This window comes from Limnohabitans sp. (assembly GCF_038134685.1).
Taxonomy (GTDB): Bacteria; Pseudomonadota; Gammaproteobacteria; order Burkholderiales; family Burkholderiaceae_C; genus Limnohabitans_A.
The window spans coordinates 82,672-95,417 of sequence record NZ_JAYPVP010000004.1 but is presented as its reverse complement, the minus strand read 5'-3'; the positions used below and the strand labels follow the sequence as shown (position 1 = coordinate 95,417).

General features: G+C 60.0%; 11 protein-coding genes and 2 riboswitches. Of the genes, 3 read left to right on the top strand and 8 right to left on the bottom strand.

Going from position 1 to position 12,746, the window contains the following annotated elements:
* Positions 1 to 2: 2 nt before the first annotated feature.
* The 4 genes from AAFM15_RS03050 to AAFM15_RS03035 are packed head-to-tail and all read right to left on the bottom strand — an operon-like array spanning position 3 to position 4,026.
* On the bottom strand, positions 3 to 1,295 hold the full coding sequence (locus tag AAFM15_RS03050; RefSeq protein WP_341685226.1) for a TRAP transporter large permease: 1,293 nt from the start codon (positions 1,293 to 1,295) through the stop codon (positions 3 to 5).
* On the bottom strand, positions 1,292 to 1,777 hold the full coding sequence (locus AAFM15_RS03045; protein ID WP_341685225.1) for a TRAP transporter small permease: 486 nt from the start codon (positions 1,775 to 1,777) through the stop codon (positions 1,292 to 1,294). The genes AAFM15_RS03050 and AAFM15_RS03045 overlap by 4 nt, the downstream gene beginning before the upstream one ends.
* A 27-nt stretch (positions 1,778 to 1,804) precedes the next feature.
* Positions 1,805 to 2,842 carry a TRAP transporter substrate-binding protein gene (locus tag AAFM15_RS03040; protein WP_341685224.1) on the bottom strand — a complete coding sequence of 346 codons (1,038 nt, stop codon included), beginning with the start codon at positions 2,840 to 2,842 and terminating at the stop codon, positions 1,805 to 1,807.
* Positions 2,843 to 2,862: 20 nt separating this feature from the next.
* Positions 2,863 to 4,026, bottom strand: coding sequence for a M20 aminoacylase family protein (locus AAFM15_RS03035; RefSeq protein WP_341685223.1), 1,164 nt, complete (start codon positions 4,024 to 4,026; stop codon positions 2,863 to 2,865).
* 98 nt (positions 4,027 to 4,124) lie between these two features.
* On the opposite strand from AAFM15_RS03035, the gene AAFM15_RS03030 reads away from it, so the two are divergent.
* Complete coding sequence (locus AAFM15_RS03030) at positions 4,125 to 5,018, top strand: LysR family transcriptional regulator (protein WP_341685222.1); 894 nt, start codon at positions 4,125 to 4,127, stop codon at positions 5,016 to 5,018.
* On the opposite strand, the gene gcvP is transcribed toward AAFM15_RS03030, so the two are convergent.
* The 4 genes from gcvP to AAFM15_RS03010 all read right to left on the bottom strand — a co-directional run bounded on the left by gcvP (position 5,006) and on the right by AAFM15_RS03010 (position 11,537).
* Positions 5,006 to 7,909 (bottom strand): aminomethyl-transferring glycine dehydrogenase, encoded by a 2,904-nt coding sequence (gene gcvP / locus AAFM15_RS03025; RefSeq protein WP_341685221.1) that lies wholly within the window; start codon positions 7,907 to 7,909, stop codon positions 5,006 to 5,008. The two genes, AAFM15_RS03030 and gcvP, sit on opposite strands and share 13 nt — an antisense overlap.
* A gap of 8 nt (positions 7,910 to 7,917) precedes the next feature.
* The gene (gcvH, locus tag AAFM15_RS03020; RefSeq protein ID WP_341685220.1) at positions 7,918 to 8,280 is read right to left on the bottom strand and encodes a glycine cleavage system protein GcvH; all 363 of its coding nucleotides are present in this window, start codon (positions 8,278 to 8,280) and stop codon (positions 7,918 to 7,920) included.
* Between the two features lie 94 nt (positions 8,281 to 8,374).
* Positions 8,375 to 9,502: a glycine cleavage system aminomethyltransferase GcvT gene (gene gcvT, locus AAFM15_RS03015; RefSeq protein ID WP_341685219.1), complete on the bottom strand. Its 1,128-nt coding sequence runs from the start codon at positions 9,500 to 9,502 to the stop codon at positions 8,375 to 8,377.
* A 43-nt stretch (positions 9,503 to 9,545) separates the two neighbouring features.
* Positions 9,546 to 9,665: riboswitch (glycine riboswitch) on the bottom strand.
* A 5-nt stretch (positions 9,666 to 9,670) separates the two neighbouring features.
* A riboswitch (glycine riboswitch) is annotated at positions 9,671 to 9,777 on the bottom strand.
* 68 nt (positions 9,778 to 9,845) lie between these two features.
* A complete protein-coding gene (locus AAFM15_RS03010) occupies positions 9,846 to 11,537 on the bottom strand; it encodes an electron transfer flavoprotein-ubiquinone oxidoreductase (protein ID WP_341685218.1) in 1,692 nt (563 codons plus the stop codon).
* Positions 11,538 to 11,645: 108 nt separating this feature from the next.
* On the opposite strand from AAFM15_RS03010, the gene AAFM15_RS03005 reads away from it, so the two are divergent.
* Both AAFM15_RS03005 and AAFM15_RS03000 read left to right on the top strand, forming a co-directional pair.
* The gene (locus AAFM15_RS03005) at positions 11,646 to 12,428 is read left to right on the top strand and encodes an SDR family oxidoreductase (RefSeq protein ID WP_341685217.1); all 783 of its coding nucleotides are present in this window, start codon (positions 11,646 to 11,648) and stop codon (positions 12,426 to 12,428) included.
* A gap of 9 nt (positions 12,429 to 12,437) precedes the next feature.
* A partial coding sequence (locus tag AAFM15_RS03000) for an acyl-CoA thioesterase (RefSeq protein ID WP_371833073.1) occupies positions 12,438 to 12,746 on the top strand: 309 nt, incomplete at its 3' end.

Sequence of the window (12,746 nt, the reverse complement as noted above, 5' to 3'; positions counted from 1 at the left end):
GATTATCTCATGAGCTGAACAAGAACCAGCGAAATCGATGGGAAACCGACCAGCACGCCCAAGCGCACAAGGTCGGCGGCGATGAAGGGCACCAGACCACGGAAGATGGTGCCCACGCGCACGCCCGGTAAATTTGCTTTCAGTACAAACACGTTCATGCCTACAGGTGGCGTGATCAGACCGATTTCGGTCAGGACCACCACGATGATGCCGAACCACACCAGGTCGAAACCTTGTGCGATCAATACAGGCGTGAACAGTGGAACAAAAATCAGGATGATGGCCATCGAATCCATCACGCAACCCAGCAACAGGAACACTGCCAGGATGGACAGCAGAATGCCGGTTTTTGACAGCCCAGAACCTTGCACCATGTTCAGCAGTTCATCGGCCAGACCTGAAAACGAAATCAGCTGCGAAAACATCATGGCGCCAAACAGCACCACATAGAGCATGACGGATGTCTTGGCAGTGGCTAGCAACGTCTCATGGAAGGTTTGCCAGGACAGGCGTTTTTGCAGCAAGGCAATGATCAGGGCTGTGCCCGCGCCCATGCCACCGGCTTCGGTGGCTGTGAACCAGCCCATGTACAAGCCACCAATGATGAGGGTGAACAGCGCCATGAAGGGCCATACGCCTGCAAGCGATTGCCAGCGTTCCTTGGCAGATACTTTTTCGCCGCGTGGTGCGTGCTCGGGCTTGAACACGGCAATCAGGTAAATCGCCAGCATGTACAGCGACAGGCCCAGCAGCCCAGGCAACACGCCGGCCACAAACAACTCACCAATGTTTTGTTGAGTGAGGATACCGTAAATCATCAGGATGATGGACGGTGGAATCAGAATGCCCAAGGTGCCGCCAGCAGCGATAGTGGCTGTGGCCAGGCGCTCTGAGTAGCCATACTTTTGCATGCTGGGGTAAGCCACTTTGGCCATGGTGGCTGCAGTGGCAAAGCTGGAGCCACACACGGCGCTGAAGCCAGCGCAGGTCACCATGGTGGCCAATGCCAAACCTCCGCGAATGGCGCCCAAAAAGGCATAAGCGGCGCGAAACAAGTCGGCTGAAATGCCTGTGCGCGACAGGATGTCGCCCATCAGAATGAACAGGGGAACCACTGCCAGGTCATATGAAAATGACGCTTCTGTCAAGGTCATCGGCAGCAAAGTGCGAGCCACATCGAAACTGTTGAGATAGCTGATGCCGCCTATGGCCACAGCCATCAGGCTGATGCCCAGCGGTACACGCAAAAAAGCCAGCAACAAAACGGCGGCCAGGCAAAACAGACCGACCATCATGACGGTATCTCCTCGTGGTATTCGGGGTGTGGAGCATCCACAAACAAGGCAACTACTGCGGCCAAAGACGTTGTGAACGAAATGAACGCATACATCCAGTAACGAGGGATGAGCAGGGCCTGGCTGACCTCGTTGATGTTGCGTGCCTCTTCAATGGCCATGTAGTACTCATAGGCGATCAAAGCCAGAACCGCACTGATGATCACATCCACAGCCCGGTGCCACAGGCGCCAGCCGGGGGTGAGCAGCCATTTGTCAAACAAATCGATGCTCAGGTGCCCACGCTGTCCGGTCAGCAGGGGTAAGCCCGAAAAAATGATGGCAGCCATGAGGTGTTCTGTGATGTCGTTCGCGCCAAACACCGGGGTGTTGAACAGGCGCCGGCCGAGCACATCGACAAATGTCATTGCAACCATGGAAAAAAGCATCACGACCAGTCCAGTGCCGACAAAGCGCTGAAGGGGTTGAAGAACACGTTTCATGACAACCATCATTTGAGTAAGTCGGGTTTATTTGGACAGCAGCTTGTACTGTTGCTCGTAGAAGTCCAGAACGGCGTTGTGGTTGTTCACGCCAAACTTGGGGCCTTCGGTATTGAGCTCCTGAAGCATGTCAGCGCGTACTTTGCGAATCACGTTCATCACGTCTTTGCCAGGCTCACCGAACTTGTGGCCATCGGCGCGCATTTTGGCTTCGGCAGACTTGGTCTGTTTGTCAAACTCTTGCCCCCATCTGCGTGAGAGCATCTCGCCCGACACTTTCATGATGGCGGCCTGATCGGCTTTGTTGATTTTGCTCCACTTGCCTTCATTCATCACGATGAAGAAGGTGCCGTCATACAACCCATTGGGGACGATGGTGTGGTTCTTGAGCACGCCGTCCAGACGGAAGTTGACCACGGACTCCAGGCCATGCAAGGATGCATCAATCTGGCCGCCTTGCAACATTTCATAAGCCTTGGTCGCGGGGCCGGCTACCGGAATGGCGCCCATCTCTTCGAGCAGACGCTTCTGGATAGGGCCTCCCATGCGTACTTTTTGCCCCTTGAGTGCATCCAGGCTGTCGATCAATTTGCTGGGATGATTGAATTGACCGCCGCCGAGCATGCCTACGCCGAGCATCTTGACGCCTTTGAATGCGTCATTGGAGGCCAGGAATTTGTCATAGGTGCGCCACAGTGCGACTGAGGTGGCTTCGCAGTTGGAGCCCATCATCGGCAGCTCGGCAAACCACATCATCTTGAAGCGCTCAGGCTCGTAGGTGAAGTTGCCCCATGTGACGTCGGCGACACCTTTGCGTGCCAGCTCGAAGTGCTGTGGCGGACTGCCCACGGCTTTGGGCAACAGGTTGATGCTGACCCGGCCTTGGGTCACTTTTTTGACTTCTTCGGTCCAGGGCACCAGGATGTCCTTGACCACATAGTGAGCAGGGGGTACCCAGCTGGACATTGTCAGGGCGGTGTTGGCCTGGGCAGTGCCGGTTGTGGCGAAGAGAGCGGCTGCAGCTGCGGTGGCTGCCAGGGCTTTGACGCGGATACGTGGGTTCATGGTTTGTCTCCTTTGGGTGGTTATGAAAGCAGGTCATTGACCAAAGCCACCCAGTACTGAGCGCCAATGGCAATATTGTGATCGTTGAAGTCGTAGGCCGGGTTGTGCACCATGCAGGCTCCAGGCTCCTGGCCAGTGCCGTTCCCGATGAACAGGTAACAGCCGGGCACGCGTTCGAGCATGAAGGCGAAGTCTTCGCTACCGGTCAGCATGGGGCCGTTGTCCACAATCTGTTCGGGCGCAAAGTGTTTGCGGGCCACTTGCAGCGCTTGTGCGGTGCATTGCGCATCGTTGACCAGCACGGCATAGCCGTCGCGCCAGTCAATGTGCGCTTTAACGCCATAGCTTTGCGCCTGCAGTTGCACCAGCTCGTGCAGACGTTGGCGCATGTGAACGCGCACCTGCGGGTCGAGCGCACGAACACTGATCTCAAGCTGGGCGGTGTCGGGGATGACGTTGTTGGCTTTGCCTGCCTGAATCGAACCGACCGTGACCACTGCCGGTTGGAGTGGGTCCACATTGCGTGAGACCACGGTTTGCAGCGCCATGATCAGCGAAGCGGCGGCCACCAAGGGGTCATTGGCGCGATGCGGCATGGCGCCGTGCCCGCCCTGACCTTGCAGGGTGATGCTCATGTAGTCGGACGACGCCATGGTGGGGCCGTTGCGAAAAACCAGCTGGCCCTGAGGGAAACCTGGCATGTTGTGCATGGCGTAAATGCTGTCGCAGGGAAATTGTTCGAACAAGCCGTCCTGCATCATGCGCAGCGCGCCGCCGCCGCCTTCTTCAGCAGGCTGAAAAATCAGGTTCAGGGTGCCGGACCAACTGGTTTGTAGGGCCAGCATTTGCGCCGCGGCCAGCAGCATGGCAGTGTGGCCGTCGTGGCCGCAGGCATGCATCAAGCCGGGTTTGCAACTGCTCCAGGCCAGGCCGTTGTTTTCTTCGATGGGCAGCGCGTCCATGTCGGCACGCAGTCCAATGCGTACTTTACCGGTGCCGCGCACCAGTTGACCCACGACACCCGTGCCACCCAAGCCGGTGGTGACGCTGTAGCCCCACTGGCGAAGCTTGTCGGCCACCAGCGCGCTGGTGCGATGCTCTTCGTAGGCCAGTTCAGGATGGCGATGAATGTCACGGCGCAGGCCGATGAATTCTTCAATGGCTTCAGTGCTGAGTTGGTACACCTTGTCTCCATGGTGGTGATTTTTCTTGCATCGTAGGTGTCAGTTTTGTTAAAGTCCAATGCATACGAAAGCAATGATCTATAAATTTAAAGTTAAAAATGACCCTCACCCAACTTAAGCATCTGGTGGCGTTGGCGCAATGGGGCTCCTTTGCGCAAACAGCCAAAGCGGTGTTTCTGACGCAACCTGCATTGACACGCAGCATTCAGTCTCTAGAGGATGAGCTGGGCGGCAAATTGTTTGATCGCATGGGCCGCCGTATTGGTCTGACGCCCTTTGGTCAGGAGGTGTTGCAGCGAGCACGATTGCTCGTCAGCGATGCGGATGCGCTTAAACGGCTGGGGGCAGGTCTGGACCAAGGTCTGACCGGTAAATTGCGTATGGGGCTTGGCTCAGGACCGGGCTTGCTGTTTTCTGGCGTGATGATGAGTCATATGGCGACACAGCATCCGCGGTTGCAACTGAGCTTGTCGCGGGGCAATACAGAGACGCTGCTGCGTGCGCTGAAAGAACAGGAGTTGGATGCAGCGGTGATTGATGTCCGGGCAATGCGCCCATCGTCTGACTTTGAGGTGACGCACACCTTCGAGATGCAAGGCGCATTCATGGTGCGAGCAGGGCATCCCTTGCTGAAAAGAAAATCGGTGAGCCTGGAGGACATCAAAGTGTTTCCCATTGCATCGACCCCGCTCAGCGACGAAGTGGCGCGCATGCTCATGGCGACCTACGGTCCTCAAGCCAACCCGGATGATTTGGTGACCTTGCGCAGCGACGAGACCAGCCATATTGTGGAAGTTGCCCGTCAAAGTGACGCGGTGGTGCTCAGCATTGTGGCGGCAGGGCCGGACTTGCGCATTTTGAACATGAAGCCAGAATTGAAGGCCACCGCAAAATTTGGTCTTGTCACACTGGCCAAAAGGCAGCCCGCACCCGCGCTGCGCATCGTGCACGAGCAGTTGCCGGTTTGGATTGCAGCGCTTCAGTCAGCATAAGCGTCCATCGGCAGACAGGTGCAAAACAGGTTGCGGTCGCCATAAACGTTGTCCACGCGGCCCACGGGCGGCCAGTACTTGACGCTGCCCGGCACGCGGCCCTTGAGCGCAGCGCCAACCTCGCGCGGGTAGGCGCGATCCCAGTCGGCGGCCATCAGCGTGCCTGCGGTGTGAGGGGCGTTTTTGAGCGGGTTGTTGTCCTGCGGCCAGACACCGTTTTCGACCTGACGGATCTCTTCGCGAATCGCGATCATCGCGTCGATGAAGCGGTCGATCTCTTCGAGCGTTTCGCTTTCGGTGGGCTCGACCATCAGGGTGTTGGCCACCGGGAAGGAGAGGGTGGGCGCGTGGAAACCGTAATCCATCAGGCGCTTGGCCACATCTTCGGCCATCACGCCGCACGTGTCCTTGAAGTGGCGCAGGTCCAGGATGCACTCGTGGGCCACATGGCCGTTTTCGCTCGCGTACAGCGTGGGATAGTGCGGTGCCAGGCGCTTGCTGATGTAGTTGGCGGCCAGGATGGCGGCTTCGGTCGCGTGCTGCAGGCCGTCGGCGCCCATCATGCGGATGTACATCCAGCTGATCGGTAGCACGGCCGCGTTGCCGTAGGGGGCTGCGGACACGGCCCCTACGCCGTTGACCTTAACGCCCGCTGTGGCATGGCCGGGCAGGTAGGGCACCAAGTCTTCGACCACGCAGACGGGGCCGACGCCAGGGCCGCCACCGCCGTGGGGGATGCAGAAGGTCTTGTGCAGGTTCAGGTGGCTCACGTCACCGCCAAACTCGCCGGGGGCGGCCACGCCCACCAGCGCGTTCATGTTGGCGCCGTCCACGTACACGCGACCACCGTGTTGGTGCACGAGTTCGCACAGGGCTTTGACCTGCGTTTCGAACACGCCGTGGGTGCTGGGGTAGGTGATCATCACGGCGGCGAGGTTGGCGCTGTGCTGCTCGCACTTGGCTTTCAGGTCGGCCATGTCGACGTTGCCGTTGTCGTCGCACTTGGTCACGACGACCTGCATGCCCACCATCTGGGCGCTGGCGGGGTTGGTGCCGTGGGCGCTGGAGGGGATCAGGCAGATGTTGCGGTGGCCTTCGCCACGGGCGCGGTGGTAGGCCTGAATGACGAGCAGACCGGCGTACTCGCCTTGCGAGCCGGCGTTGGGCTGCAGGCTGATGCCCTTGTAGCCGGTGGCCTGGCACAGCCAGTCGCGCAACTGCTGGTCCAGTTCGGCATAGCCCTGCAGCTGGTCGGCCGGGGCAAAGGGGTGGGGCAGTGCGAACTCGGGCCAGGTGACGGGGATCATCTCGCTGGTGGCGTTGAGCTTCATGGTGCACGACCCCAGCGGGATCATGGTGCGGTCCAGCGCCAGGTCCTTGTCGGAGAGCTGGCGGATGTAGCGCAGCATCCCGGTCTCGCTGTGGTATCGGTTGAAGACCGGGTGCGTGAGGAAACTGCTGGTGCGGCGCAGCGGTTCGGGGATCAGCGGGGCGATGCCTTTTTCAAACTGCTCAAAAGACGGCAGCTTCTGGCCATCCTGCGCGAACAGGCTCCAGAGCGTGGCGATGTCTTCGCGCTGGGTGGTTTCGTCGAGCGTGATGCCCACAAAGTCCGCACGGCCACCGCTGTAGCGGCGCAGGTTGATCTCCTTGGCCATGGCTTTGGCGTGCAGGGCGTCGGCCGCGGCGGCGCTGCCGCAGTCCACGGTCAGCGTGTCGAAGGCGGTGCCGTGGAGGAGCGAGGCGCCCAGCGATTTGAGGCCCTCGGCCAGCACGGCGGTGTAGCTGGCAATCCGCTGGGCGATGCGCTTGAGGCCATCTGGACCGTGGTAGACCACGTACATGCTGGCCACGACGGCAGGGAGCACCTGCGCAGTGCAGATGTTGCTGGTGGCCTTTTCGCGGCGGATGTGCTGCTCACGGGTCTGCAGGGCCAGGCGGTAAGCGGGCTGACCGTGCGCGTCCACGCTCACACCCACCAGACGGCCAGGCATGGAGCGCTTGTACTCGTCGCGGCAGGCCAGATAAGCCGCGTGCGGTCCGCCCGCGCCCATGGGCATGCCAAAGCGCTGGGTGGTGCCCACCACGATGTCGGCCCCCATCTCGCCCGGGGTCTTGAGTAGCACCAGCGCCATCAGGTCAGCCGCCAGAATGAAGGCAGCCTGCTTGCTGTGGATCAGGTCGGCGCTCTCTTGCCAGTCGGCCAGCCAGCCGCTGCTGCCGGGGTACTGGTTGAGGGCCGCAAAGTAGTCGTCTTGCGCGATGGCCGATTGCCACTCATCGCTGGAGCGCACCACCTTGACGGTGATGCCCAGCGGGGCGGCACGGGTCTCGATGACTTCGAGCGTTTGCGGGTGCACGTCGCCGCTCACGATGAACACATCGCCTTTGGCCTTGACCGAGCGCTTGGCCAGCGTCATGGCTTCGGCGGCGGCGGTGGCTTCGTCGAGCATGGAAGCGTTGGCGATCGGCATCCCGGTCAGGTCGCAGACCATGGTCTGGAAGTTGACCAGCGCTTCCATGCGGCCCTGCGAAATCTCGGCCTGGTAGGGCGTGTAGGCGGTGTACCAGGCGGGGTTCTCCAGGATGTTGCGCAGGATGACGCCGGGCGTGTGCGTGCCGTGGTAGCCTTGGCCAATGAAGCTCTTGAAGAGCTTGTTCTTGCGCGCAATGCGTTTGAGTTGGTCGAGCGCTGCGGCTTCGGTGGTGGCTGCGGGCAGCTGCATGGACTCCTGGCGCGCAATCGAGCGCGGAACGATCGAATCGATCAGGGCGCGGCGCGAGGCTTCGCCAATGACGCCGAGCATGAGTTGCTCATCCGTCGGGCTGATGCCGATATGGCGGGCAATGAATTCGCTGTCGTTTTCGAGAGTGCGCAAGGAGTCGGTCATGTTCAGGCTCAGCCAGTGAAGGTGTTGTAGGCGGTTTCGTCGAGCAACGCGTCAACTTCCGAAGCGTTGGACAGCTTGACCTTGAAGAACCAGCCTTTGCCGAGCGGGTCGGTGTTGGCCAGAGCGGGGTCATTGCGCAGGTCTTCGTTGACCTCGACGATCTCGCCCGACACGGGCATGTACACGTCAGCGGCAGCCTTGACGGACTCGACCACACCGGCCACATCTTTTTGTGCAAAGGACTTGCCGATTTCGGGCAGGTCTACAAACACCACATCGCCCAGGGCGTCCTGCGCGTGGTGGGTGATGCCGACGACAGCAATGTCGCCTTCAACATTGATCCATTCGTGGTCTTCGGTGTACTTGATCATGGTTTGCTCCGGTTGAATTGGTTGATTGGGGTCGTAATGGGGGGCAGATCCCGATTGCGTAATGGGGGTCAGATCCCGATTGTTTGGACAGAAATCAACCGCGGTAATAGCGGTTGGGAACGAAGGGCAGGGCGCTGACTTCCATCGGTACGGCTTTGCCGCGCACCATGGCGTTCAGACGGGTCCCTACGGGTGCATATTCTGCCTGCACGTAGGCCAGGGCCACGGGCTTGTCGGCCGTGGGGGCGAGCAGACCGCTGGTGACTTCGCCCACTTTCAGGCCTGCTTCGTTGTGCAGCTCCACATGCTCGCGCACCGGTACACGTTCCAGGCCGACCAGACCTACGCGCAAACGTTCAGCAGCTTGTGTGCCATCGAGCTGGGCCAGAACCTTGTCTGCACCAGGAAAGCCGCCCGCGCGGGCGCCACCATTGCGGCGTACCTTCTGCATGGCCCAGTTCAGATTGGCCTCGACGGGCGTGCTCTTGGTGTCAATGTCGTTCCCGTACAGGCACAGACCGGCTTCCAGGCGCAGCGAGTTGCGGGCACCCAGGCCAATAGGCTTGACTTCAGGCTGGGCCAGCAGGGCACGGGCAAAGGCATCGGCGGCATGGGCAGGCAGCGAAATTTCAAAACCATCTTCACCGGTATAGCCGCTACGGGTCACGTAAAGGTCAGCGCCTTCCCAGGTGAATGGCATGCCGGTCATGAACACGAGCTGCTGGGCGCCAGGCAGCAGGCGGGCCAGCGCAGTCACGGCCTGCGGGCCTTGCAGGGCCAGCAGGGCGCGGTCAAATTGCGGCTCGATGGTGCAGCGACTGCCGATGCGTGCCTGGATGTGCGCCAGATCGCCATGTTTGCAAGCACCGTTGACGATGACAAAAATATCCTCGCCCCGGTTGACGAACATCAGGTCGTCGATGATGCCGCCCTCGTCGTTGAGCAAGAGGCCATAGCGCTGCTTGTGCAGGCCCAGACCGATCACGTCCACCGGCATCAGGCTCTCAAAGGCGGCTGCGGCATCAGGTCCTCTCAGGCACAACTGGCCCATGTGAGAAACATCAAACAAGCCAGCTGCAGTGCGGGTGTGGTGGTGTTCGGCGACCAGGCCAGAGGGGTATTGCACCGGCATGCTGTAGCCAGCAAAAGGCACCATGCGCGCGCCAAGCTCGAGGTGCAGGCCGTTCAAAGGGGTGGTGAGCAGGTTTTCGGTGGCGGACATGTTGAGCTTTCAAGGGCACGGTTCACCAAGGCACATGCCGTGGTGGGCCCTCGCTGTCCGCTTTACCTGAGAGATTCGCCGGGAACGGGGTCCGTTCTGCGGTTTGCTCCTTCGGTGGGTGCTGTGGTTCGATGACCCGGCACCTCTCTCCAGTGAGGCAACGTCCAAGACGTTTTGTCAGTCCTTTTGCCTGAGCGTTCAGCTGCACTGCAGCCTGCGCCTTCGGCGGCTTGGCACCCTTAAGTGGATACAAAGCGCTCTCCTGACAGCGCAAATTCTACAGCCACTTCGCATCCCAAAAGAAAAGGCCCATATGGGCCTTTTCTTGTCGAGAGGAGCAAGCTCACATGCCTGAATAATTCGGCCCGCCGCCGCCTTCGGGCGTAACCCAGACGATGTTCTGCGTCGGATCCTTGATGTCGCAGGTCTTGCAGTGCACGCAGTTTTGCGCGTTGATTTGCAGGCGGTCGCTGTTGTCCTCGTTTTTGACGAACTCGTACACGCCGGCTGGGCAGTAGCGGCTCTCGGGGCCGGCAAACTTGGCCAGGTTCACGCTCACGGGCACCGAGGCGTCCTTGAGCGTGAGGTGGGCTGGCTGGTCTTCGGCGTGATTGGTGTTGCTGATGAACACGCTGGAGAGGCGGTCAAAGGTCAGCTTGCCGTCGGGTTTCGGGTACTCGATTTTTTCGCACTCGGCCGCGGGCTTGAGGTAAACATGGTCAGGCTTGCTGCGGCGCAGCGTCCATGGAATGTGACCGCGCAGCACGTATTGTTCAAAGCCGTTCATCAACGTGGCCACGGTCAAGCCCTTCTTGAACCAGCTCTTGAAGTTGCGCGACTTGTTGAGCTCGGTGTGCAGCCAGCTGGCTTCGAAGGCTTCGGGGTAGGCTTCCAATTCATCATGCTGGCGACCTGCCACGATGGCGTCGTAAGCGGCTTCTGCAGCCAGCATGCCGGTCTTGATGGCGGCATGGCTGCCCTTGATGCGGCTCACGTTCAGGTAACCGGCGTCACATCCGACCAGGGCACCGCCCGGGAACACCGTTTTGGGCAGACTCATCAGGCCGCCAGCGGTGATGGCGCGGGCACCGTAGCCGATGCGCTTGGCGTTGACTTCGCCCTTGTCGTCGGTGAAGTACCACTTGACGTTGGGGTGTGTCTTCCAGCGCTGGAATTCTTCAAAGGGGCTCAGCCAGGGGTTGGCGTAGTCCAGACCGACCACATAGCCCACGGCCACTTTGTTGTCTTCCATGTGGTACATGAAAGCGCCGCCGTAGGTGTCGTTGTTCATGGGCCAACCGGCAGTGTGCATGACAAAGCCGGGGGTGTGGCGTGAAGGATCGATTTCCCAGACTTCTTTGATACCGATGCCATACGTCTGTGGGTCGCGACCTTCGTCCAGCTTGTACTTGGCAATCACTTGCTTGCCCAGGTGGCCGCGCGCGCCTTCGGCAAACACGGTGTACTTGGCGTGCAGCTCCATGCCCAGCTGGAATTCCCCGGTGGGTTCGCCATCCTTGCCGATGCCCATGTTGCCGGTGGCCACGCCCTTGACGCTGCCGTCTTCGTTGTAGAGCACTTCGGCGGCGGTGAAGCCAGGGAAGATTTCCACGCCCAGGTTCTCGGCCTGCTGGCCCAGCCAGCGCGTGAAGTTGGACAGGCTGATGATGTAGTTGCCGTGGTTCTGAGCGCACTCGGGCAGGAAGATGCCAGGGGTACGCGTCGCACCGGTTTCACTCAAAAAGCTCCAGGCGTCGTCGGTCACTGGCTGGTTGAGCGGGGCGCCCAGCTCTTTCCAGTCAGGGAAGAGTTCGGTCAGGGCGCGCGGGTCCATGATGGCGCCCGAGAGGATGTGAGCGCCGGGCTCGCCACCTTTTTCGAGCACCACGACCGAGACATCCTGGCCTTTTTCGGCGGCCAGTTGCTTCAGGCGGATGGCCGCGGACAGACCGGCCGGGCCACCACCGACCACGACCACGTCGTATTCCATGGCTTCACGGGGACCGTAGGTACTGATGATTTCTTCTGGGCTCATAAACGTGCAAAGGTTGGAGTGTCTGACTTGTGACTCATTTTATGCGGCGATCATGTGTATTCACAGCAAAATGGCAGATGTTGATGTTTGTCGAGTAAAGGGTTTTCCATGAGTTATGAAATCGACTTGTCTGGGCGCGTCGCCTTGGTCACAGGGGCGTCGAGTGGTTTGGGGGCGCAATTCGCGCGCACATTGGCCAAAGCCGGTGCAGGCGTGGTGCTGGCCGGGCGGCGAGTGGACAAGCTCAAGGAGCTGCGCAACGAGATCGAAGCCGAAGGCGGCAGCGCCCATGTGGTGCAGATGGATGTGACCGACAAGGACAGCATTGCCGCTGCGGTGGCGCATGCCGAAACCGAATTCGGCACGATCGATATATTGGTCAACAACTCCGGCGTGAGCGCCACTTGCCGTATTCAGGACGTGACCGAACAAGACTACGACTTCGTCATGAACACCAATGTGCGCGGTGCGTTTTTTGTGGCGCAAGAGGTGGGCAAGCGCATGCTGGCACGGGCCAAAGGTGCGGCGCCAGGCAGCTTTACTGGTGGGCGGATCATCAACATTGCATCCATGGCGGGGCTCAAGGTGCTGCCGCAAATCAGCGTGTATTGCATGAGCAAGGCAGCTGTGATCCACATGACCAAAGCCTTTGCGGTGGAGTGGGGCAAGTTCGGCATCAACGTCAACGCGATTTGCCCGGGCTACATCGACACCGAAATCAACCATGCCCACTGGCAGACCGAGAGTGGCCAGAAACTGATCCAGATGCTGCCGCGCAAGCGTGTCGGGCAGCCGCACGACCTGGATGCGGTGCTGATGATGTTGGCCAGCGATCAGTCTGGGTTTGTCAACGGCGCGATCATTGCCGCGGACGATGGTTTTGCACTCTAAGAGGTTGCTATGCGCTACGAAATCCCTGCACGCAAAAAGCTGGTCTATGAAACGGTGATCCCCCTGCGTTGGGGTGATATGGATGCCATGGGGCATGTCAACAACACGCTGTACTTTCGCTATCTGGAAATTGCGCGGGTCGATTGGCTGGAAAAGGCCAACTGCGGCCTCAACCCCAAGGGGCAAGGGCCGGTGATTGTGAACGCGTTTTGCAACTTTTACCGCCAGCTTGAATACCCTGGCGATGTGCTGGCCAAAATGTATGTGAGCGACCCGGCGCGGACCACCTTCGAGACCTGGTGCACGCTCGACCGCAAC